A 22959-nucleotide genomic window follows, 5' to 3' on the forward strand; every position below is an offset into this window, starting at 1 on the left:
TTGCAAGATTCCGAAATTAAAGACACCTACAACACCATTGACTACGCTGTTGAAAACATTTTATTCAAAGAAAAAAACAGTAAATTTATAGGTTACGCTTATCCGATTACTTCTGAAAACGAAGTCAAAACTCATATAGAAAATTTAAAAAGAGACCATTTTTCCGCACGCCATTGGTGTTATGCGTATCAAATTGGCACGGAAACCATTAAGTTTAGAGCAAATGATGATGGAGAACCTAGTAATTCAGCTGGAATGCCAATTTATGGCCAAATTCAGTCGTTTGATATTACGAATGTATTAATTGTGGTTGTTCGCTATTTTGGTGGTGTAAAACTAGGCGTTGGTGGCTTAATTTCTGCATACAAAACTACAGCGCAACTTACTTTAGAAGAGGCGAATATTGTTGAAAAAACAATTGACAAACATTTCAAAATTACTTTCGATTATAAAAACATGAATAAAGTCATGCGAATTATAAAAGAGAAAAATATTGATATTGTGAATCAGAAAATGGAATTGAATTGTGAAATTGAAATCGCCACACGAAAAAAAAATGCCAAACAAATATTTGACATTTTTTCTACTTTGTTTGAAATTGAGATTAAAGAAATTGAAGAGTAAATTTTTACTTCTTACAAATACAATAACACGACAATCCATATATCTTAATTCCGATTTTTTGTAATAACTGTGTAAAACCAAAATCGAGTTTTAAGACTGAAGTAATTAACTTGGATTTGAAATCACCTCCATTCCAATTATCAATCGAAGCTTTTTTATTTTTATTGAAAATACCTTCCAACCATCTTACCAATAACAACGACGTAAAATAATAGCCTTTATTTTGAATTTGAAAATCGTATTGTTTCAAAACGCTTTCTAATTGCTTTAAATTATATCTTCTGTAATGTCCAAGTAAAACATCGTGATTAGAAAAAACCGATTGAAAGGCAGGAACTGCAAACAAGAAATAATTATTTTTTTCAGTCAGATGATTTAAAATTACGCCTTCATTTTCTAAATGTTCCAAAACATCCATACATAAAAACAATGTATTTTCTTGAGAATGGAAATGAGTTAAATAATCCGTTAAATTTTGCACATAATGAATTGGGTTTTCTCCGTAATTCATTTTCAGTTGCGCAATAATTTCTGGAGAATAAGCCGTATCAATGGTAAAATATTCTTCGGCAAGATTTTGTTTATAAATTTCATTAATAATAAAAGCATCTCCACCTCCAATATCAACAATTCGTTTTACAGGAAACTTAATTTCAGAAGATTTTAACAATTGAAACATCACATCTCTTCGAGAAATTTCCCAGGGATGTCTTTTATAATTTTCTTTATCAAATAAACGATCAAATTCGGTTAAATCCATCCTATAATAATTGGTTTATTTTTTCAGTAATATACGATGGTGGAACTATCGGTCTTCCCGTTTTCATATCCACAAAAACTAACATCGAGTAACCAGTTGTTAACAAGTGATTTTCCTCATTATAAATCTCATAATCAAATTCTATCTTAACAGAAGTCTGACTTTTTAAGATAGTTTTTACGCGTAATAAATCGTCATAACGAGCAGGTTTTTTATAGTTCATTTCCAAAGAAACAACAGGAAGCATTACACCATTTTCTTCCATCCATTTATAAGAAACCCCAAGATTTCTAAGCCATTCTACTCTACCCATTTCAAAGTATTGTGCGTAATTACCGTGGTATACCACGCCCATTTGATCTGTTTCTGCATACCTAACTCGTACGCTAAATTCGTAATCTTTCATTTTATTTTTTTATATTTAAATTCTTAAAAATTTTATGTTAAGAAATTATTAAATAAGTCTTAATTCTGTTTACAACAATATTTTTTAATTTACAATAGCAATTGATTTTTTTTTACAGAAAATTGTTCACATATTTGCCTTCCTAATATGAAACACTTATCAACATAAAAATTGATTCGTTTTTATTCTGAATTAGACTACAAAAAACTATAAAAAAAATTATAAACTATGACTAAAGCAGCAAAATCTGTTTGGAATAATTGTCTGTCTTTTATAAAGGACAACATTCAGGAACAAGCCTACAAAACTTGGTTTGAACCTATTGTGGCAATTAGCCTATCAGAAGACAATGCTTTACACATTCAAGTACCTAGTAAATTTTTCTACGAGTGGCTTGAAGAGCACTATGTTATAATTTTAAAAACAGCTTTAACTAAAGAACTTGGAAACCAAGCAAAGCTAGTGTATAAAATTAAAATGGAAAACACTTATGGTAATAAACTTCCATTTACAGAGCAAATTCCTAGCACACACCGTAGTTCAGTTAAAACTCAAGAAATTGACGTACCAGTTGTTAACAAAAATCCGGAATTAAAAAATCCGTTTATTATTCCTGGTATTAGAAATGTAAAAATTGAATCTCAATTAAATGCCAATTATAGCTTTGATAACTTTTTAGAAGGTGATTCTAACAGATTATCAAGAAGTGCTGGTATGGCTGTTGCAAATAAGCCAGGCGGAACATCATTTAACCCATTATTAATTTTTGGTGGTGTTGGATTAGGTAAAACACATTTAGCGCACGCCATTGGTGTTGAGATTAAAGATAAATTTCCTGAAAAAACAGTTTTATATATTTCTGCTGAAATTTTCACGCAACAATATATCGAATCAGTTAAGAAAAATACTAGAAATGATTTTATTCACTTCTACCAATTAATTGATGTGTTAATTATTGACGATGTGCAATTTTTATCTGGTAAAGCCGGAACACAAGATGTATTTTTCCACATTTTTAATTACTTACACCAAAACGGAAAGCAGGTTATCTTAACTTCAGATAAAGCGCCTGTTGACATGCAAGATATTGAACAACGTTTATTATCTCGTTTCAAATGGGGATTATCGGCAGAATTACACCAACCAGATTATGAAACAAGAATTTCTATCTTAAGAAATATTTTGTACAGAGATGGTGTAGAAATGCCAGAAGAAATTTTAGAATACGTTGCTAAACATATCAAATCGAATGTTAGAGAATTAGAAGGAGCTATTATCTCATTAATTGCACAATCTTCTTTCAACAAACGTGAAGTAAATTTAGAATTGGCGAAACAAGTTGTTGAAAAATTTGTAAAAAATATCAAACGCGAAATTTCTATCGACTATATTCAAAAAGTGGTTTCAGATTATTTCCAATTAGATACGGAAACTTTAAAATCTAAAACTAGAAAACGTCATATCGTACAAGCGCGTCAATTAGCGATGTATTTCTCTAAAAAATTCACTAAAGCTTCTTTAGCTAATATTGGTGCACAAATTGGAGATAGAGATCACGCTACGGTTTTACACGCTGTAAAAACGGTTGATAACTTGGTATCTACAGACAAACAATTTAAAAAGTTCGTAGAAGACATTAACAAAAAGCTAAGTATCTAAACATGTCTGTTAAAGTTTTAATGGTTTGCTTGGGCAATATTTGTCGCTCGCCATTAGCTGAAGGCATTTTACAAGCTAAACTTCCAAACAATTACATTGTTGATAGTGCAGGAACTGCAAATTATCATGTTGGTACAGCTCCAGACAAACGTTCTGTCGTAACAGCACGAAAATTTGGCGTGGATATTAGTCAACAAAAATGCCGTCAAATTACAAAATCCGATTTTGAAAATTTTGATCATATTTATGTAATGGACACTTCTAATTACAAAAATGTATTGGCAATTGCTCCAAATGAAGCAGCTAAACAAAAAGTAAAAGTAATTTTAAACGAATTACATCCCGATAAAAATTTAGAAGTTCCCGATCCTTATTATGGCGACATGCAAGGCTTTGAACACGTTTACAAATTGTTAGACGAAGTTTGCGAAGTGATTGCAGCTAAAATAAAATCATAATATTTATAAAATTCAACAATGAGCACAACTGCAAAACTTGGTAAATTATATTTAATTCCTTGTACTTTATCAAATCCAGGTGAAGTTTCTGTAAATCCAGAAGATGTTTTACCACAAACCATCAAAAGATGTGTAGAATTGATTGACCATTATATTGTTGAAAACGAAAAAACCGCTCGTAAATCTATCAAAGCGATTTTACCTGAAAAATCTCAGCCTAGTTTACAACTTTCTTTATTAAATAAACATACCGAAGTTAGCGAACATTACGAAATGATTAAACCTCTATTAAATGGAATTAATGTTGGTTTAATGAGTGAAGCGGGTTGTCCTGGAATTGCAGATCCAGGTGCGGTGATTGTAAAATTAGCACATGAAAAAGGAATTCAAGTGGTGCCTTTGGTCGGACCAAGTTCTATTTTACTAGCTTTAATGGCAAGTGGAATGAACGGACAAAGTTTCGCGTTTACAGGCTATTTACCAATAGATAAGAACGAAAAGAAAAGTGCATTGCGTAATTTAGAAAAATGGTCGCAGGAGAAAAATCAAGCTCAAATTTTCATGGAAACTCCATATAGAAACAATAAATTTTTAGAAGATATTTTAGGAACACTGCATCCACAAACGAATTTATGCGTGGCTTGTGATATTACGTTGCCTACAGAATTCATTAAAACAAAAACCGTAAACGACTGGAAAAAACAAAAGGTCGATTTACACAATCGACCTTGTATTTTTGTTATCCAAAAAAATTAAAGTATTACTTTCGCAAATCTATTAGGATTAATGTTTGAAGTATCGTAACCATTAAACTTTTTAATGTAAGATTTTAAAGAAGTTCCAAAACCGTCTTTAAATCCATTTTTACCATTACTTCTTAGATACGTTTTTACAGAACTTGCACCAGCTAAATGTGCTGCTGCTAATAAACCTGATTCTGTAATTTTGATTCCGTTTATTACTCTACCAGAGTAATTTCTAATTTCTTTTCTTAATTCCCATTTATTAATGCTTAATAAAGCTTCAATTGCTTCTTCTTGTAAAGCTGGGTTATTAAGGAAGTTTTTAAAATCGTAAACACCAACATTTCTCAATGTACTTCTTCCGAATTGGTATTTACCCATGTAGCCGTAAGCATTAACTAAATCATACAATCCTGCAGATTCTTTTACTGCCAATGCTTGTTTGAATCCTGTGAAAGTCTTTCCTGTGAAAGGAATATTGTAATTCGACTTTAACGATTCGTCTTTTGAAGGAACTCGATAATCATAAACTTCTGTGTCTTCAATATGAAACCCGTCTACCGATTCATCTTTAAATGCTTTAAAACCTGAACTAATTATGGCAATAAATGCAATTGCAACTCCAAAATAAATAATGTCTTTTCTCATGTAAATTTATTTCTCAATTGGGCAAAAAACAAGTTTTTAACGAAGTGTTTGATTGACATAAATCAGACAACACCAATTGAATTAACTGAGGCAAAGATACGAATTTTTTTATTATTTTTCTGAAAATCAACTTGTTAACATTTTTTTAAGAACTCAAAAACACCAAAAAACCCTTATAAGCATATTGACTTACAAGGGTTTATAATTTTTAAATTGTTGATAATTTTTTCCCTTTTTTAGATAAAAAGCATCAAAAAATCGTCTAAAATTGAGATGAAAAATGCGAAAAACACAAAGTTATTGCCCTTTCATGTATAAAATCGTTCCGAAGGTTTTTACGGCAATATTAATATCTAAAAAAATATTTCTGTGTTTGATGTAATATAAATCGTATTCCAATTTCATCAAACTATCTTCTAAAGTTTCACCATACGGATAATTGATTTGTGCCCAACCCGTTAATCCTGGTTTTACAATATGTCTGGTGTGATATAATGGAATTTCATTTGCAATTTGATCCACAAAAACTTTTCGTTCTGGTCTAGGACCAATAATTGACATTTCGCCCTTTAAAACATTAATAAATTGTGGGAATTCATCAATTCTAGTTTTACGCAATAATTTTCCAAAAGGAGTAATTCTACTATCATTTACAGTTGCGAAAACCGCACCGTTTTTTTCGGCATTAATAATCATGGTTCGCAATTTATAAATTTGGAAAGGTTTTTCTTTCTTACCAATTCGTTCTTGATGAAACAACAATGGTCCTTTATTCCAAATTAAATTGAAAAGCAAAATTAAAGGCGTAATTACAAATAAAACCGTAAGTCCAATTATTGAAACCAAAACATCAATAACACGAACTACCATAAGATATAAAGTGTTTTTCTTTTTCGAAAACGGGAAAAATTTATATAACGATTTGTCTTTTAAATGTAATGGAATTCTACTTGTAAGCTCCTCATAAACATCTTCGTATTGAGTAACAGGTATTCCATTTTCTGAAACTTCTAATAATTTATTATAAATTTCAATAGAAGTGTTCTTAGAATAATTAGCCACAACAATTTCAGAAATAAAATTAGCATGCAAAAAATTATCAATATTACCTAAATTTAACTGAGATTCTGAAAGTACACAAGTTTGACTATCATAATCAACATCAATAAATTTTACAATTCTTACATGTGGATCATTAATAATTAAACCTTTAGATAATTTATTAAAATCTTTACTTCTACAAACTAACACAATAGGCTTATAGAAACGTTTTGAAGCTAACAAATAGATATAAATCAACCTCCAAATAGTTAATGAAACGAGTACAACTAGAAAAAGTAAAAACAGCTCTACTCTTTTTTTAGGAAAAGATGGCGTCACTAAAGGTGTGAAAATAAAAAATAGAGTTGTAAAAAAGGAAGTTAACAACAAGCCTTTAGTAATTTTATTAGCAAAACTAACAATTACCAGATTATACATTTCAAAAACAGTACCTAACAAAGTTAAATAGATACCTAAAACTGCAATCCAATAATAGTTTTCACATAATTCTGCAAAATATCTTAAATCGGTAAAAGCATGTATTAAAAACAAAAAAGCTACGACAAAAAACACATCAAAAAAGCGCAAAAGAATTTTACGTTCAGATATTTCGAAATGTTTTTTATAGGGTTTTGTCATTATTCAATTTTGAAAACGAAATATACTCAAAAATGCTTAAAAAGCAAACATTTTTACGGTATTATCGCAATAAATTAGTCCATTGGTTATCAACCACTTTCCAATCCATTTTTGAAATCATACTTTTAGCATTACCAATAATTTCATTTGTTTGAGATGGAAAATTGATAATTTGTTCTATTTGTTCAACCATTTCAGAGGCATCATTATCATTTACTAAATAGCCATTTTTTTGATGAGAAATTAAAAATGGTAAGCCACCAACGTTTGTTGAAATAACTGGCAAACCTAATGCCATTGCTTCTAAAACACTAACTGGTGTGTTATCAAAATGAGTCGTGTTAATAAAAATATCGTGATTTTGAGCTAAATCTGTCCATTCTTCTTTAGATAGTTTTCCAGTGAAATTAACATTCAAGTTGAATTGATTGGCATATTTTTTTGTAATATCTAAACTTCCGTCTTTATCTGGCCCAACCATAGTTAAAGTAGCTGAAGGATATTTTTTTTGAAGAATATTCAATACATCAATAGCCATTTTTGGATTATAAATTTCGGCAAAAGCACGAACCCAAATTAAATTTGGAGCAAAACTTTGTCTTTCTTTAAAAGAATATTCAGATACATTTATAGAATTTGGAATACACACTACATTTGAAATTCCGAATTTTTCAAAATGATATTTTAAGTATTCAGATGGAGAAACATTTACAAATGCCTTATTGAATAACATCTTACACAACTTTGGATTAGAAATTAATCTGTTTGGTAAGTTTCCACCATGTAAAATGGGAATGTATTTGATATGTAACATTCTAGCTAATTGACTTCCAAAAAAAGCAAACCAAAAAGCAGAAGTACTATAGGTGTCGATTAAAATATATTTAGCATCTTTATGTTTAAGAATTCCGAAAAGCATGTCTAAAATTCTTAATATGCTGTTTTTTTTGGAAGAATAGGAAACAACATTAAAACCAGATTGAGATAATTTTTCACCCAAAGTTTCAACCGTAGTTTTATTTATTCCGTGTTTAGAAAGCTTATTGCCTAGATACAGAATCTTCATCTTCTTCATTTTTTATATAAACATTAAGTAATGTTAAAGCATATAAAATTCCTGGTGCGGCAATACGCGTAGCGGCATGATTTATCGTTAATCCCCAAAATATCAAGAAAGGAAAAAAATAAATATGATGATATTGTCTAAATCTAAAATACTTTAAAATGGGTACAAAAATCAATAGCAGTAAAATTATCAAACCTAAAGAACCATGTTCCGCTAAAAGTCTTGTTGGTTCACTATGTGCTTGAACACCTTGCAAACCATCATCTCCACGCATCATTCCACCAATACCTGGCCCAACTCCAAAAACTGGATTTTCATAAAAATAATTCAAATCCGTTTCCATAATATCTTCTCTACCAGACATTTTAGATTCTTTAACTCTTCCTGCAGCATCCTGATTATTATACCTTTTATCAATCATTCCACCAGTTTGATAAGAACTATAAAACCAGGCGGAAATTCCTAAAATTACCAATAAGGAGAAAACACCTAAAAATTTTGATTTTGCTTTTTTATTGAGCAGTTTATATACTGTATAACAAAAAACTAAAACCATAGCTAAAGCCGTTAACATTCCACCTCTAGAAAATGTTATTAATCCTCTATAAACGAAAACAAAAACCAAGAATAAACAGAGATAAGAAAAGATTTTTTCTTTAGTATTAAAAAAAAACTGAATGAAAAAAATAAATATACCCAATCCTAAAATTACTGACATTTGGTTAGGTCCAAAACCACCAGATGTTGCAAAATTTGATTTAGTACTTTCAAACACCTCTGCATTATTAGATGGTGTAAAAACAATAATTAGGGTAAGAATACTAATCAATGGCCCACAAGCAGCAAACAAACATTCATTAAATTTATTTAATGATATCGATTTATTATAAGCATATAAGGAAGCAAAAACCAAACTTATTGGTCCTAATAGGTTAAACATAATTTTTTTTCGAACATCAATTTCAAAAAAGAAAGTATTTACGGTTAATACAATTCCTGGAATAAACAGAAGTAATATTAAAAAATAAGGCCAAGCTTTTAAATTAATTCGGATAAATCCAAAACTTAAAACACAGAAATAAATAATAGAATACTTCCCTAAATCATACAAAGCTCCATCAGATCGCATCCTAAATAAAACTTCCAAACCAACTACATATAGCATTAAAGTTAGCGTTTGGAAATCTCTATCATTACTTTTAACAATCCAATATGTTCCAGCAGCTAAAAAAACGGCATAATAAATAAACACGAATGAACCGAAAAAATGAACAATCAAGCCTAACAAGACATGAAAGGCCAAATAAGCAATTTTATTTGATTTGAAAAGATTCAATTAATTAGATTTAAGTATTTATGTATTATGGCTTCTTTAGAATAATTTAATTCTATATCCTTTTGAAATTGTGTTGCAAAATTAGCACAAATTTCAGGATTATTCATTAGATACAACAAATGGTTTGATAAATTATCCGAATCCAAAGGATCGAATAATAATCCGTTTGAATTATGATTTATCAAAAACTTACAATATCCTACATTTGTAGAAACTACAGTTAATTTTGCTTGAGCATATTCTAATAAGGTAACTGGAAAACCCTCATAAGTTGAAGATAAAACTCCAATTTCGGACTGACTTAAAATAAACTGGATATCCTGACAAGCATTATAAATAAATATGGAATTTTCCAATTCATTTTCTTTAATGATGGCTTTCAAATTATTAGAATAGGCATCATTAAAATCTTTTCCAATTAAATGTAAGGTCCAATTTTCTTTATAAATTCCACTAGCAATAAATGCATTAATCAATGTTAAATGATTTTTCGGATTTTTTAAATTAGCCAAACAAACAATTCGTTTCTTGTTTTCTCCTTTTAGAATGGTTTTTTCTTCTGATTTTTTTAAATCAGAAAAATTAGGAATAAAAAAAACATATTTACAATTCAAATTTTTTAAAGACCAAACTCTAAGTTCATCGTTAACAGTTAGTATTTTAGAAAAAAAGAAAGAACAAATTTTAAGAACATTTTTTTGTTTATTATCTTCAGCTCTATTCCCATAATGGTCGTGCCAAATTAATTTAATTTTCGGGTTAAAAAGTTTAACAAGTACGCCAAAAAAGTAAGAACTACTATGTGCGTGAACAATTTCAACTTTATTCGTTTTAATATATTTGGAAGCCAAAAAAATAGCATTAATATCAAATTTATTTTTTCTTCCAAGAAAAGTATAAGTATTAATATGTTTTATTTCTTGTTTTAAAACACCTTCTTTACGTGTAGCTAAAATACCTGAAAAAGCAATTTTTTCAGATAAAGCATTGGCAAAATTTACCGCCATTCGTTCTGCTCCACCTGCTTCTAAACTATCTATTAATTGTACGATTCTCATGAGACAGCTAAAAGTTTTATAATTTCATTTTCGAAATATTCAGTAGTAAAATGCTGCGACCAATCTCTAGCATCAATACACATTTTTGAATAATGTTCTTCATTTTGAATCAAATCATAAACTAATTGAGTATCCTCTTCAAGATTTAAGCTCAATAATTTACCTCTGTTTTCATTATCAATCATATAATTCACACAAGAAACATTAGTCGTTAATGGTAAACTTCCCCAAAACATAGCTTCAGCTACCACTTTTGGCCAACCTTCAGATTTTGAGGCTAAAATTAAAAAATGACTTTCTTTATAGGCTTGTTCAATAACTTCTTTACTCTGATTTCCTTTTAAAAAGATAAAAGCTGCCAATTTATTTGATTCAATGTATTTTTCCAATTCATTTCTTAAAACGCCATCGCCAAATAAATTTAAATGAACATCTAATCCCAAATTTTTCAATTTTTCTATCAATTGAATAGCATACAAAGGTTTTTTTCCAATTGATAAAGTCCCAACAAAAACAAAATTGATTTTTTGATTTAAACTTCTCGGAAGAATCTGTTCTTTTTTAGTTTCAGAATAAGTCGCGGTAAAAAATGGTTTTATATTTTTAGAACTTCCCTCCCACTTACCATACACTAAAACTTGCATGTTTTTGGTTAGAAAGGTGTTATTTAATATCCATTTCTGAATTTTATAAGTCGATGGTTGTTTTGCTTTTGGATCCCAATTTCCAGCATATTTAGCTGTTTTTGGAGTGTTTGGAAATAAAATTTGAACCAAACAACCTAATAAGCCCATATTTCCTGGACAACGTAAATGGATGTGATCTGCTTTTTTCATGGCCAAAAAAATGGTCCACAAAATAGAAGGTAATTTTAAAAGTGTTCGTAATGAATTTAAAAAACTAGTTGTATTAAAGTTTTGAACTTCTTTAAATTTAAGGTTTTTATGCTGATAGGCTAAATGAATATTGTCCAACTTTGACTTTTCAATTGGCGCCACAACTGTAACTTTCTTTACATATTTTAACCAAATATTCATTTCTCTAACATACGGCGCATACCCATAATAATTGGAGTTTTCTTTAATATGCTGCACATGTGTGATGATAACGAAATTCATTCTGAAATTTTAAAATATAAAAATAGGATATAAAGCCAATGTAATCAAATTAATTGATAATTTTTGGTTTATTGAAAACGATTGAAAACCATCCAACTGTTCTTCCTAAACTTTCAGTAAAGGCTTCTTTGCGTTTTTTTGTAGTCAGAATATTAGCGATTCTAATAAATGTGAGTAAAATAGTAATCGTGTGCCATTTCACACAATGAATCATTTTAGGATTTGGATTTTTTGTTCGCCAAACATACCAACCATTTCTCACCACCATTTTCCCATAATGATATTGATTTGGCCGGCCAGAAGCATCATGATGGTGTTCTAGTTTCGCATTGGTATTATAATATAATTGTCCAAGTTTTGAAATTCGTATGGTAAATTCTGCATCTTCATACAAACCATAACCATCAAAATAAGTGGAAAATTTATGAGTATCTAAAACATCTTTTCTGAAAGAAGAAACACCACCCATTAATTGTTCAACTTTGTAAGTTTTTCCAGAAAAAGGCAAATAACTCACACTTCTTCCATGAGAAAATAGTGGTGAAAAACCAGGTAAAACATCAGAATCTAAACCTAACATTTTTCTTAAAATAAATCTTTTATCTTCAATTCTATGAAATCCATCAAAAGTAAAACAGCAATCATTCTCTTTATAATCAACAGCATTTTCTTTCCACTGAACTTCATTAGTGATACAACCACCAACTCCAAAAGCATCAGGGAATTTTTTATATGTATTTACAATTTCAGAAAAATAATTTTCATCTAAAATGGTATCATCATCTAAAAAACAAATGATTTCAGAAGTAGGATTCACTTTTGAAATTCCAAAATTTCGTTGTTTAGTTAAACCTCTATGAGTAGCATCAACCAAAAAATAATCTACATTTTTGAAATTAGTAACTTCAAAATAAGTCTTTGTATCCTGATTTAAGGAACCATCAACAATAACAATTTGATTAGGATACAACGATTGAGTAACTATAGAATTCATAAGAGTTTCTATAGCATTTCTTCTATTATAGGTACAAATTATTAAACTAAAATTCATTAATTGGATATTAATTTTTGAGCCCAATACATACTTCGATTCCATTTAGAAATCATGGCTTTGTGATTTTTTATTGGGTTTTTTAAATTTTTAAAATTATAATTTTTAAAAAAATACATGAATTTGTAAGCGAACAATTGTTCTTCCGAATCGTAAGTTAACTTAAATACCATAACCGTTGGTGAGGGTTTGGGTTCAATTAAGTCATTGTCCCATTTTCTATTTACCTTAGTTCTGAAACCACCCATTGGGGCTTTTAAATGTATAATTTCTGGTGTTGGAAAATATATAATATCGTTACCATTATTTCTAATTTGCATTCCAAAATCGGCATCTTCTCCAAAACCAAATTCATATTTCGAATCAAATTTTAAGTTTTTGATGGCATTTGCATTTACAAAACTTGCGCCCGAGCCAAAACTTACCCATTGAAAGCAATTATTGAAATGTTTCTTCTCATTTCTTAATAAGCAAGATAGTGAAAAAACTTGTTGGTTATAATTTTTAGCATTTTCTAGGCATTTTTCTAAAAAATCACTTTTAATTTCAATGTCGTCATCTGCGAAGAAAACCCAATCTGAAGTAATTTCTTTTAGCGCCAAATTTCTTGCATTACAAGCGCCTAATTGGTAAATTAATTGGTGTTTAACTTGAAAAGGCCAATTTTCATTTACTAAATAATCTAATTCACTAACCGCATTTTCTATTGGATTTTGCTCAATAATAATAACGCTTTTTGGCAAAATAGTTTGTTCTGATAAATTCTTTAAAAAATTAAACAAAGGCTCTTTTCTACCGATAGTAGGAATTAGAACATCAATATTGTTAGAATATTTAAAGTCATTAGTTGATAATAAGTTGAATTTACTAATTTTTATCTTATCAACAGCAATTTTTGAGTAAAAAAATGATTTTAAAAAAGCTAGTAATGGAAATTTTCCTTTTTTATAAATCAAACAAATGAACAAAACTAGTAACCAAACTTTTTTATAATGTTGGCTAACAAATTTGAATAAACTACTAAAGCTAATTTTATGATTAAAAGATATTTCTGTATTACTTTCTATTAAAAGATTCGGATTTGAATAACAAAAAACACCTAATGGCATGGCTATTTTTGCAATTGAATTTAAAAAGTAATCAAAATCTTTAACTGGTTGAATTATTGTTTTTAAATCTGAAAAAATAGTAGCGTGAGCAATTCCAATAGCACTACTCATTTGCCATGTGGCAATTTTTACTTTTTTCGAAAAATTTATAAATATAGATTGCTCTACAAAACCAATATTTTTTGAAAGGTAATTTTCATTTGAAATATTATAGGAAATAATTTCATTATTAGAATTACAGATAGAATTTATTTGCTCATAATTTATAAATGGTCCCAATTCTGTGTGACACCATAAAATTAATTCAGAAGGAAACAATTCCGTTAATTTATAAATGGTTTCAGATATATTCAAATTATCAAAAACTTCTAAAGGCTGATTGTCTTTAGAGATTTTTAAAACAGTATTAGAATTATGAAAAACTTGAATCATTTATAATTTTAAAAATAGCGCCAATTATTTATTTTAAAAGCTTAAAATAACACTAAAATTGAAAGTCCAAATATAGCATTATCTGTATAAATACTGTTGTATAATTTTTATTTATTTAGCCCAAAAAATTAGAGTGCTTTTTGCTTTTCGATTATTTTTTTATAAAAATTAAGGTTCTGATTAGCAATTAGATTGATCTCAAAATGCGATGAAATTCTTGCTTTGGCATTCTGTTCCATTTTCTCTCTTAAAGAATTATCAGCTAACAATTGTAAAATTCTATCTGCATATTCTTGATGATTGAACGGATGTGCAACGAATCCGGAAATACCATTTTCAACAATTTCATTTCCCCAACCAATATTTGAAGCAACAATAGCTTTTTCCATTGCCATGGCTTCTAACCAAGAAACAGGCAACGCTTCTGCGTAAGTGGGGAAAACACAAACCGTGGCTTTCTCAATTTGTTTTTTGACTTCCGAATAGGCAACTGGACCAAAATAAGTTACTTTTTCTAAGGCATTTGGAGTAAATAATTCTTGCATCATTTTCCAAGTAGAACTATTCCCAGAAATAATATCTGAAGCATCTTTACCAACCAAAACTAATTGTGCATTTGGATTTTTCTCGTGAATGATATTAAAAGCATGAGGCAATTCTAACAAACCTTTTTTACGAATTAATGTTCCAAAATATAAAATGATGTTATTATTTTCTGTTATAATTGTATCATTATTTTGGAACAAACTCATATCAATTCCATTATGAATGATAGTGAAATTATTATTCTGATTAAAAACTTGGTTCGTCATTTTAGCCGTGTAATCACTTACCGAAACATGACCATCTGCATTTTGCAATGCTCGTTTTTCATGAAACTTATTCAACCATTTTACAGGACGATTATCTAAATGACAAAAATAGGTATCACTTCCGTTTAACTTAATAACAATTGGACATTTTTTAGGTTTAATAAATGATGTAATTCCTGTCCAATCGGTAGCTTCAACGATTTCTATTTTATTCGTATCGTACAAAGTATTAATTATTTTTTCAATTTTCTTTCTAGTAAAATACCAAGAAAGCCCTTTGATTTTTATGTTTTTTATTTGATGAACTTCAACTGCTTTATCTAAAAAAACAGCATCTAGTTTTTGTCCGTAAACCAGTATAACAACTTCATGCCCCAATGCTGTTAGTGCATGAGCTAAGTTTTTAATACTCGTACCTAAACCACCTGAATTACCTGTTTTTTCGTGTGGATATTCTGGTGTAAGAAAGCCAATTTTCATATAAATTTAGTATCTGTTATGAATGTAATTTTCAGACAAATCTTTATCTAAAATTGTTATTGCAGAAGCTACTACAGTAGAATGTGAAGGTATTGATTTTGTTACGACTGAATTCGCACTTATTGTCACATTATTTTCTATTTCAACATTTCCAAACACACAAGCATTCGGACCAATAAAAACATTATCTCTAATAATTGGTGTGCCAATATTTCCAGAATTTGAAACACCTAAAGTAACACCTTGAGAAATATTACAATTGTTTCCAATAATGACATCTCCATGAATAACAATTCCTCCAAAATGTCCAATATAGAAACCTGCACCAATTGTTGTTCTGTAAGAAATGTCCATTCCATATTTAAATTTCAAACGACGAAGCCACAAAAAATAAAAGTAAAATAACAACTTATTTCTTTTTCTATATTTCTGACAAAGTCTGAAAATTGTCATGAATTTTAATCCTGGATTTGGGAAAAACCAAAAAACAGAAAGCACTTTAGAAAAAGTAACTTTATCTATTCCATGTCTTTTAAAATCAGATTCAATTAATTTATTCATTTTTAAGAATTTTGTTAATCTCATTCCAAATTCTATACGAAGCCTTATCTGCTGGTTGAATATTAATTCTTTCAAACCATTTCTTAGCACCTGCAATAGAAGAATTATTTTCTAGAGCTAGCTGTATTTTTTGTTCAATTTCAGATTGATTATTTATCCAAATTACATCATTTTTAGAATACATTGATCTAAAATGAACATATTTATAAATTTTATCTACAGACCAATCCTTTTGTTTTTTATTCGTAACATCATAATTGATATACAAACAAGGTTTTTCAAACACGGTGAAATCAAAAACCATTGATGAACCTAAGTTTATAACTATTTCAGAATGTCTAATTGTATTCACCAAAACTGCATTGTCTTCTTTAAGTGGCAAAACGGTATTCCAACCATCACCAATTTTAGCCCATTTCGGATCAATAGGAACAATAATATCTTTAAATTTTTCTAAAACTTCATGGTATCTGTTTGAAAAATCAACAGGACTTTTCCTAAGAATAATCCCTAAATTATTTCCTTTTGAATTCAAATTAGAAACCGCATTTACAACAGCTTCTAAATATCTTTCGTCGTCAGGACAAGTAGTAATATCATCACCCGAATAACAAATGTATTTTTTGTTTGTATCTAAGTTATACTTTGCAAAAAAAGCATCACGAGTTACATAATTCTCCTCATCAAAATGAGTTTCAAATTGTGGTGTACCAGTTATTTTTACTTGTTCGTTTTTTATATTCGGATAATATTTTAGTAATTCATTTTTCATAAAATCACTCCAAACAAAATAAAAATCTGTTTCAACAACCATTGTTGCTTTTGGTAAATTATCCCAAGAAAAAATAAAAGTTGCTGTTGGTATATTTAATTCTTTAGCGGCTAATAAAGGTGCTAAAGCACTTAAATGTCTTTGATTCGTACAAAAAACAAAGTCAGGTTTTTGTAAAATCAATTGCTCTCTACACGTTTTATAATAAGCTGTGGTTTGTTCCAGTTTGTTTAAATAATTTCTTAAAAAAGAGATTCCTTTTCTATTCGTGCAAACTTTAATTAAACCATCAACTAGAAAATTTTTAAGCTTGTTTTTTATGCCTTTTGTATTCGGTTTAAATCGATAAGAATCATAAACGTTATCGTTATCATTTTTCTTATTTAATAATAAAGTCGATTGAATTATAGCATTCTTTAAAACATCTGATGCTAAATGTACTTTAGCGTTTGTTATTTTAACTTCAGAAAAATCAAATTCCGTTAAGTTAAAAGGCGTATTATTCCAAAATGTAATATCGAAATTCTCTTTCCCAATTTTATGAAAATTTGAAAAGGCAAAATTTCGGAGACCAATTCCATCAGGTAATAAGATAAAAATCTTTTTATTATTCATTAAAATTTTTGATTTATAACGTTATAGAATTTGATTTTTAAGTTTTAACGACAAGGTAATAATTGCGTAAACATTAATACTGAAAATTAGAAAAATATTTAAGTAATTAAATTTTGAAAACCATTTTGAATCCATTTTTAATTCTGAATAATACAAAATCAATGGTATAAACACCCCAATTAACCATCTTATTTCAATATTTAAAATAAGAATAAAGCAAAGTACAAAAAGCGTAATTATGGTTGAAATCGGAATAAAAACATCTTTAATTTTAATCTTATTAAGATATAAAACCAAAATAAAAGGAATAAAAAATATTAATCCTAATTGTCTGAAACCGTCTTTTGATGCGTAAAATAAATTCTTAAAAAACTCCGTAAAAGTCAATTTTAAATCAAAAAAAGCACTTTCTAAAGTCGTTTTAGGTAAAGAGTTCATTCCGTTTTTAACAAGATAAGCATCTGTTTCTTCCCATGAAACATGATGCCCATTTGATAATTTCCCATCATTAATTGCCAGTTGTGACAAATAATTTCTTTGTGTCCAATTCGATTTAACACTTGCTTCAGGAACTTTCTGATCATAAGAGAAACTCTTTTTGACAAGCAATGAAGGCATATTAATTGCAACAAAAACCAAAAACAGAAATGCTGGTATTTTATAATTAATAGTCTTTAATGCACTATTTTTATAAATCACATAAAAGCCTAATAAAATTGCAGGAAAATAAACCCAAAATAACTGTCTCGTGAAAAACGCAATTATTAATGCCGAAATTGCTAAACTTGAATTCCATTTATTGTTTTTATTTAAAAAATAAACTTCACATAAAAAGACAATTATTCCTAAAAAGAAGATGGTATCATTCGTCCCTGAGAAAAAGACTTTAGAAGTACTTATAAAAAATAAAAAACAAAAATAGAACAAGAAATTCACCTTTCTTTTATAAAAGTAAAACACTAATAACAAGAAAAGTGCTGAGTTAATTATTCTAAAAAATTGCAGATTAGTAAACAGAAAAGAAAACAGATAACTTAATAGCATGTAGGGAATTGAAATTCCTTTTTCAATAGAATGAATCCATCCTTTTTCTTGAATTAGCTTTAAATCTTCTAAAAATAAAATTTCATCTCCTCCACCAATCCTTAAGTTAAAACAATAAATAATTGTTATAACTAAATTTACAATAACCGTAAATAAAAGTATTGATTTGGTTAATTTATTTAATTTCATAAAATTAGTTATAAAAGAAATTCATAATGTAATTAGTATATATTTTCGCTCCTTCATCATTTAAATGCCCACAAGATGCAAAATATTTATCGTCAGTAATTACGTTTTCAAAATTATGGATTTCTGGATAGAGTTGATGAACTTTATCAAAATAATCCAATCCTTTAGTATTCTGACACATCGGTGTCATTACTACAGTCAATTTGATATTGTTTTGTTTACAAATTTGTTTTATTTCTTCGTAATATTTATTTCTAATCACTTTCAATGAAGAAATATCATTCTTCATATTTCCTTTTTTATGGGAAATTAACGGGTAATATCCTTTATTAAATAAGGTATTCGTTGGCTTTTTCGCAGCTACATCATATACTTCTCTAAAACCTATTTTATTATCAAATTTAATATATCTGTAAAAGGGCAAATAATAAATTTGGTAAAAATCGGCTTCATTTTTATAATGGTTTTTAATAATTTCATTTCGATGAATATAAGGCATAAAACGAGCAGTTGTTCCTTCATCTCTTTTCTCATTGCAAATACTCAAATCGGCTTCTAAAATTAAATTTTTGATTTCATATTTATTAGCAACCATTAATTTTAATAATAATGACGTTTCAAATAAATGCGAACCACTAATTCCATAGTTAAAAGCTTTAAAACCTTTATCTTCAAACACTTTAGTCACAAAATGATTGTTAGCACGAGAAGTTCCCATAAAAACAACATCATATTTTTTATTTGAGGTATGAATGACATTTTCTATTTTATTTCTCTCTGCCGAATGAGATATAATTGCAGTATAGATAACATCTAACAACAAAGAAGCTACAAAAAGTATAACTAGAAATAATATTATTTTTTTAAAAAAACGTTTCATCTATAATTTTAGTTTTTCTATTAAAACATTCGTAAAAGCTAATGCTCCATCATGGTTTACATGCAATTTATCATAGAAGTATTTATCTTCAGAAATTACATTATGAAAATTATGAAGTTGTGGCACATTTTGTTTCAATTCATCAAAATAATTTAAATTCTCCGATTTTAAAGATATTGGGGCGCTAAAATAGATAAACTTTAAATTTTCGGATGTAGCAAAAGTATTTATTTCGCTAAAGTATTTATTTTTTTTATTAGCACTATTTGGAATTTTTTCAAGTTTTCTAGAAGAAGATCCATACAACGGTTCATAACCTTTATTCGAGTTAAAAATAGAGGGTTTGTTTTTTAATGAAGAAAATACTTTCCTAAAACCAATTAACTGATCAGAACCAGTATATTTTAAGAATGGAATATATTTATAAAATAAATAATTCTCCTTAGTGTTCTTTAAATAATCATTTATTATCATATTAGAAGAACTACAAAATGGCAATAACTCAAAACTGAAAAATTTAGATGATTCTTCCTCATGATTAAATGAATAATCAATTTGAATGAACAATTTTTCATAGGATACATTATAGTCTTTTAAAAGTTTAATGATATAACTCATATCTTTCAACTTTAATCCTTTTATCCCTAAATTTATTGTTTTTTTATTTGTCTTTTTTTCTATTTCTTCTGCTATTACAGAATTTTCAACACGAGAAGAACCAATGAAAATATAATCGAATTTTTGATTTTTTAAACTATTGATATATTGAACTTTGTTTTGTGGTGTTGCATTTTCATACACATACGTAAAACCAAAATCTAACGCATAAGCACATACAATAAGCACAAGTACTATTTTCAGAATATGTTTTACAAATGTTTGCATTAAAACTGAAAATAAATAAATTCTTTATAATCAGAAAAAACACCTAAAGCTAAAATTGCCATGATACAAAACAATAGTTTTACATTTTCATATTTACCAGAAATAGGTTCTGTTTTGTATTTATGAAACCATTCAAATACAATAAAAACACCAACTAACGGCAATAATTCAAATGAGTAACGCTCATTTCCTAAATATTGAACATCAAAATTTAAGTTGGTAAACATGTTTTTAATGTACAACAACGCATCTGAAATAGATTTTGCTCTAAAAAAGATCCAAGCAAATGTTGTGATTGAAAAAGTAAGCACAATATGTAGAATCGTTTGCAAACCTTCTCTATTCCATCTAAAATTGATATCTTCTAAGTTACTCCTGTTTTTATTTAGCAACAATAAAGGCAAGAAATAAATAGCATTGATTAATCCCCACGCGATAAATGTCCAATTGGCTCCATGCCAAAATCCGCTCACTAAAAAGATGATAAACGTATTGCGAACTTGCATCCATTTTCCGCCTTTACTTCCGCCTAACGGAATGTATAAATAATCTCTAAACCATGATGATAATGAAATGTGCCAACGGCGCCAAAACTCTGCAATATCTCTTGAAAAATAAGGGAAATTGAAGTTTTTCAACAAGTCGATTCCAAAAAGTTTTGATGTTCCTAAAGCGATATCTGAATACCCTGAAAAATCACCATAAATTTGAAAAGCAAAATAAATAGCTCCTAAAACTAGTGATAACGAATTCATATCTTCTTGATGATTAAATACTTCATTAGCATACATGGCACAAGAATCGGCAATGACAACTTTTTTGACTAATCCCCAAATAATTTGGTGTACACCTTCTTTAGCTTTTTCAAAGCTAAACTCACGTTTTACTTTTACTTGCGGTAATAAATGTGTGGCACGTTCAATCGGACCAGCAACTAACAAAGGAAAGTAACTCACGAAAAGTGAGTAATCTATAAAATTATATTCGGCTTTAATTCGTTTGTAATAAATATCAATTACATAAGATAAACCGTGAAAAGTATAGAAAGAAATACCAACTGGTAAAATTACTTTAATCAATAATGGGTTAACTTGAAATCCAAAACCATTGATTAATTCGGTAAAGGATGTGGCGAAGAAATTATAATATTTAAAAACTCCTAGAAATCCAAGATTAACAATAATACTTAGCCAAAACCAAAATCTTCTTTTAGAAATGGTTTCGTTTTTTTCAATCATTATTCCCGTAAAATAATCTAAAAGGGTTGAAAATACTAATAAAAAAAGGAAACGCCAATCCCAACAAGCATAAAAATAATAACTTGCTATAATTAATAAACTATTTTGCCACGATTTATTTTTATTGAAAACAAACCAATATAATAGAAAGACTATTGGTAAAAAAGCCGCGAAGTGAAGTGAGTTAAAAAACATTATTAGTGGATATCTTTAAATTGCTTTTGATGATTGAGCTGCCAAATATCGGTATTTAATAATGAATTTAAAAACAATTGTGCGCTATTACCTGTTCCATAATCATTTTTCGATGGTAAAATTTCATGTGTATCGATAGATTGTAAAGCTTCTGTAATGATTTCTTTCGTATAATCTACATTAATAATATCAGCATGAAGGGAACGGTTTTGTTGTCGGGTTCCAATATTAATAATTGGCAAACCGTAATAAGGTGCTTCACGAATTCCGGCGCTACTATTTCCTATTATGAATTGAGATTTTTTCAATAAGGTTAGAAAATATTCAAATCGTAAAGAAGGAAATATTCTGAAACGAGAATTATTTTTTAATTTCTCGTATGCTTTGATAATGGCATTACTACCTAAATCGTTATTCGGAAAAACAACTACATAATTGTGAGTATCATTTAACAGAACCTCAACAAAATCATTTGCGTATTGTTCCATATATTTAGCTTCCGTTGTTACTGGATGAAACATCACAATTGCATATTTATCAAAGATAATTTCGTAATATTTTTTGGCTTGTTCTAAATCTGGTAAACTGTCAGAAAACATAATATCTACATCTGGAGAACCAATAGTAAAAATAGATTCGTCCAATTCGCCCATTTGAATTAAGCGTTTTTTGGCTTGTTTGTTAGATACAAAATGAATGTGACTCATTTTACTGGTGGAATGTCTGATTAACTCATCAATAGTTCCTGAAACCTCACCACCTTCAATATGCGAAACTAAAATATTATTTAACGAACCCACAATCGCACCTGCTAAAGCTTCTACTCTATCACCGTGAATGACAATCATATTGGGTTCGCAATCTTTCACATAAGACGATAATCCTTCAATAGTTTTAGCCAAAGTTAAATCCATTGTGGTTTCGTGAGTATGATTTTGAAAGGTATGAATATTTGCAAATCCGCATCGTTCTACTTCTAAAAGTGTGTAACCATATTCTTCTTGAAGATGCATACCAGTTACAAAAATATAAGGTTCGAAATTTGGATGTGCTTCCAAAATTTGAATAAGCGATTTTATTTTACCAAAATCGGCACGAGTTCCTGTTAGAAATAGAATTTTTTTCAACATGGTCATTACT

General features: G+C 28.6%; 22 protein-coding genes. 4 read left to right on the top strand and 18 right to left on the bottom strand.

The window, feature by feature from the left end:
* Positions 1-624 carry an IMPACT family protein gene (locus tag BMX42_RS03120; RefSeq protein WP_091308454.1) on the top strand — a complete coding sequence of 208 codons (624 nt, stop codon included), beginning with the start codon at positions 1-3 and terminating at the stop codon, positions 622-624.
* A 4-nt stretch (positions 625-628) separates the two neighbouring features.
* Here BMX42_RS03120 and BMX42_RS03125 read toward each other — a convergent pair whose 3' ends face one another.
* Both BMX42_RS03125 and BMX42_RS03130 read right to left on the bottom strand, forming a co-directional pair.
* Positions 629-1384 (bottom strand): class I SAM-dependent methyltransferase, encoded by a 756-nt coding sequence (locus BMX42_RS03125; RefSeq protein ID WP_091308457.1) that lies wholly within the window; start codon positions 1382-1384, stop codon positions 629-631.
* 1 nt (position 1385) lies between these two features.
* Entirely contained in the window at positions 1386-1790 is a 405-nt protein-coding gene (locus BMX42_RS03130) for an acyl-CoA thioesterase (protein WP_091308461.1), read from the bottom strand.
* Between the two features lie 228 nt (positions 1791-2018).
* On the opposite strand from BMX42_RS03130, the gene dnaA reads away from it, so the two are divergent.
* The 3 genes from dnaA to BMX42_RS03145 are packed head-to-tail and all read left to right on the top strand — an operon-like array spanning position 2019 to position 4663.
* A complete protein-coding gene (gene dnaA / locus BMX42_RS03135; protein WP_091308465.1) occupies positions 2019-3449 on the top strand; it encodes a chromosomal replication initiator protein DnaA in 1431 nt (476 codons plus the stop codon).
* A gap of 2 nt (positions 3450-3451) precedes the next feature.
* Positions 3452-3907: a low molecular weight protein-tyrosine-phosphatase gene (locus BMX42_RS03140; protein ID WP_091308469.1), complete on the top strand. Its 456-nt coding sequence runs from the start codon at positions 3452-3454 to the stop codon at positions 3905-3907.
* Positions 3908-3925: 18 nt separating this feature from the next.
* Positions 3926-4663 carry an SAM-dependent methyltransferase gene (locus tag BMX42_RS03145; protein WP_091308473.1) on the top strand — a complete coding sequence of 246 codons (738 nt, stop codon included), beginning with the start codon at positions 3926-3928 and terminating at the stop codon, positions 4661-4663.
* Here the strand turns inward: BMX42_RS03145 and BMX42_RS03150 are convergent.
* The 16 genes from BMX42_RS03150 to neuC all read right to left on the bottom strand — a co-directional run bounded on the left by BMX42_RS03150 (position 4660) and on the right by neuC (position 22949).
* The gene (locus BMX42_RS03150) at positions 4660-5298 is read right to left on the bottom strand and encodes a peptidoglycan-binding protein LysM (RefSeq protein WP_091308475.1); all 639 of its coding nucleotides are present in this window, start codon (positions 5296-5298) and stop codon (positions 4660-4662) included. The two genes, BMX42_RS03145 and BMX42_RS03150, sit on opposite strands and share 4 nt — an antisense overlap.
* Positions 5299-5595: 297 nt before the next feature.
* Positions 5596-6978: an exopolysaccharide biosynthesis polyprenyl glycosylphosphotransferase gene (locus BMX42_RS03155; protein ID WP_091308477.1), complete on the bottom strand. Its 1383-nt coding sequence runs from the start codon at positions 6976-6978 to the stop codon at positions 5596-5598.
* A 61-nt stretch (positions 6979-7039) separates the two neighbouring features.
* A complete protein-coding gene (locus BMX42_RS03160) occupies positions 7040-8044 on the bottom strand; it encodes a glycosyltransferase family 4 protein (protein WP_091308480.1) in 1005 nt (334 codons plus the stop codon).
* Positions 8019-9380: an O-antigen ligase family protein gene (locus BMX42_RS03165; protein ID WP_143055595.1), complete on the bottom strand. Its 1362-nt coding sequence runs from the start codon at positions 9378-9380 to the stop codon at positions 8019-8021. Before BMX42_RS03165 ends, BMX42_RS03160 begins: the two co-directional genes overlap by 26 nt.
* On the bottom strand, positions 9377-10438 hold the full coding sequence (locus tag BMX42_RS03170; protein WP_091308485.1) for a glycosyltransferase: 1062 nt from the start codon (positions 10436-10438) through the stop codon (positions 9377-9379). The genes BMX42_RS03165 and BMX42_RS03170 overlap by 4 nt, the downstream gene beginning before the upstream one ends.
* A complete protein-coding gene (locus tag BMX42_RS03175) occupies positions 10435-11556 on the bottom strand; it encodes a glycosyltransferase (protein WP_091308487.1) in 1122 nt (373 codons plus the stop codon). The genes BMX42_RS03170 and BMX42_RS03175 overlap by 4 nt, the downstream gene beginning before the upstream one ends.
* Before the next feature lie 49 nt (positions 11557-11605).
* A complete protein-coding gene (locus BMX42_RS03180) occupies positions 11606-12652 on the bottom strand; it encodes a glycosyltransferase family 2 protein (RefSeq protein ID WP_317040022.1) in 1047 nt (348 codons plus the stop codon).
* Positions 12607-14148 (bottom strand): glycosyltransferase family 2 protein, encoded by a 1542-nt coding sequence (locus BMX42_RS03185; RefSeq protein WP_091308492.1) that lies wholly within the window; start codon positions 14146-14148, stop codon positions 12607-12609. The genes BMX42_RS03180 and BMX42_RS03185 overlap by 46 nt, the downstream gene beginning before the upstream one ends.
* A gap of 128 nt (positions 14149-14276) precedes the next feature.
* Positions 14277-15440 carry a glycosyltransferase family 4 protein gene (locus BMX42_RS03190; protein ID WP_091308494.1) on the bottom strand — a complete coding sequence of 388 codons (1164 nt, stop codon included), beginning with the start codon at positions 15438-15440 and terminating at the stop codon, positions 14277-14279.
* 6 nt (positions 15441-15446) lie between these two features.
* Positions 15447-16001, bottom strand: coding sequence for a serine O-acetyltransferase (locus BMX42_RS03195; protein ID WP_091308811.1), 555 nt, complete (start codon positions 15999-16001; stop codon positions 15447-15449).
* A complete protein-coding gene (locus BMX42_RS03200; protein ID WP_091308496.1) occupies positions 15994-17388 on the bottom strand; it encodes a UDP-glycosyltransferase in 1395 nt (464 codons plus the stop codon). Before BMX42_RS03200 ends, BMX42_RS03195 begins: the two co-directional genes overlap by 8 nt.
* A gap of 21 nt (positions 17389-17409) precedes the next feature.
* A complete protein-coding gene (locus BMX42_RS03205) occupies positions 17410-18621 on the bottom strand; it encodes a hypothetical protein (RefSeq protein WP_091308499.1) in 1212 nt (403 codons plus the stop codon).
* 4 nt (positions 18622-18625) lie between these two features.
* Entirely contained in the window at positions 18626-19501 is an 876-nt protein-coding gene (locus tag BMX42_RS03210; RefSeq protein WP_091308500.1) for a hypothetical protein, read from the bottom strand.
* The gene (locus tag BMX42_RS03215) at positions 19502-20386 is read right to left on the bottom strand and encodes a hypothetical protein (protein WP_091308502.1); all 885 of its coding nucleotides are present in this window, start codon (positions 20384-20386) and stop codon (positions 19502-19504) included. It lies immediately after the preceding gene.
* Positions 20386-21819 (bottom strand): MBOAT family O-acyltransferase, encoded by a 1434-nt coding sequence (locus tag BMX42_RS03220; protein WP_091308505.1) that lies wholly within the window; start codon positions 21817-21819, stop codon positions 20386-20388. Before BMX42_RS03220 ends, BMX42_RS03215 begins: the two co-directional genes overlap by 1 nt.
* A gap of 2 nt (positions 21820-21821) precedes the next feature.
* On the bottom strand, positions 21822-22949 hold the full coding sequence (gene neuC / locus BMX42_RS03225) for a UDP-N-acetylglucosamine 2-epimerase (protein ID WP_091308815.1): 1128 nt from the start codon (positions 22947-22949) through the stop codon (positions 21822-21824).
* Positions 22950-22959 lie beyond the last annotated feature (10 nt).

Source organism: Flavobacterium terrigena (assembly GCF_900108955.1).
Taxonomy (GTDB): domain Bacteria; phylum Bacteroidota; class Bacteroidia; order Flavobacteriales; family Flavobacteriaceae; genus Flavobacterium; species Flavobacterium terrigena.

Excerpts from the sequence above, each read along its gene's own strand:
- BMX42_RS03125 (WP_091308457.1), bottom strand. The coding sequence starts at position 1,384 with ATGGATTTAACCGAATTTGATCGTTTATTTGATAAAGAAAATTATAAA.
- BMX42_RS03130 (WP_091308461.1), bottom strand. The coding sequence starts at position 1,790 with ATGAAAGATTACGAATTTAGCGTACGAGTTAGGTATGCAGAAACAGAT.
- dnaA (WP_091308465.1), top strand. The coding sequence starts at position 2,019 with ATGACTAAAGCAGCAAAATCTGTTTGGAATAATTGTCTGTCTTTTATA.
- BMX42_RS03140 (WP_091308469.1), top strand. The coding sequence starts at position 3,452 with ATGTCTGTTAAAGTTTTAATGGTTTGCTTGGGCAATATTTGTCGCTCG.
- BMX42_RS03145 (WP_091308473.1), top strand. The coding sequence starts at position 3,926 with ATGAGCACAACTGCAAAACTTGGTAAATTATATTTAATTCCTTGTACT.
- BMX42_RS03150 (WP_091308475.1), bottom strand. The coding sequence starts at position 5,298 with ATGAGAAAAGACATTATTTATTTTGGAGTTGCAATTGCATTTATTGCC.
- BMX42_RS03155 (WP_091308477.1), bottom strand. The coding sequence starts at position 6,978 with ATGACAAAACCCTATAAAAAACATTTCGAAATATCTGAACGTAAAATT.
- BMX42_RS03160 (WP_091308480.1), bottom strand. The coding sequence starts at position 8,044 with ATGAAGATTCTGTATCTAGGCAATAAGCTTTCTAAACACGGAATAAAT.
- BMX42_RS03170 (WP_091308485.1), bottom strand. The coding sequence starts at position 10,438 with ATGAGAATCGTACAATTAATAGATAGTTTAGAAGCAGGTGGAGCAGAA.
- BMX42_RS03175 (WP_091308487.1), bottom strand. The coding sequence starts at position 11,556 with ATGAATTTCGTTATCATCACACATGTGCAGCATATTAAAGAAAACTCC.
- BMX42_RS03180 (WP_317040022.1), bottom strand. The coding sequence starts at position 12,652 with ATGGAATCGAAGTATGTATTGGGCTCAAAAATTAATATCCAATTAATG.
- BMX42_RS03185 (WP_091308492.1), bottom strand. The coding sequence starts at position 14,148 with ATGATTCAAGTTTTTCATAATTCTAATACTGTTTTAAAAATCTCTAAA.
- BMX42_RS03190 (WP_091308494.1), bottom strand. The coding sequence starts at position 15,440 with ATGAAAATTGGCTTTCTTACACCAGAATATCCACACGAAAAAACAGGT.
- BMX42_RS03195 (WP_091308811.1), bottom strand. The coding sequence starts at position 16,001 with ATGAATAAATTAATTGAATCTGATTTTAAAAGACATGGAATAGATAAA.
- BMX42_RS03200 (WP_091308496.1), bottom strand. The coding sequence starts at position 17,388 with ATGAATAATAAAAAGATTTTTATCTTATTACCTGATGGAATTGGTCTC.
- BMX42_RS03205 (WP_091308499.1), bottom strand. The coding sequence starts at position 18,621 with ATGAAATTAAATAAATTAACCAAATCAATACTTTTATTTACGGTTATT.
- BMX42_RS03210 (WP_091308500.1), bottom strand. The coding sequence starts at position 19,501 with ATGAAACGTTTTTTTAAAAAAATAATATTATTTCTAGTTATACTTTTT.
- BMX42_RS03215 (WP_091308502.1), bottom strand. The coding sequence starts at position 20,386 with ATGCAAACATTTGTAAAACATATTCTGAAAATAGTACTTGTGCTTATT.
- BMX42_RS03220 (WP_091308505.1), bottom strand. The coding sequence starts at position 21,819 with ATGTTTTTTAACTCACTTCACTTCGCGGCTTTTTTACCAATAGTCTTT.
- neuC (WP_091308815.1), bottom strand. The coding sequence starts at position 22,949 with ATGTTGAAAAAAATTCTATTTCTAACAGGAACTCGTGCCGATTTTGGT.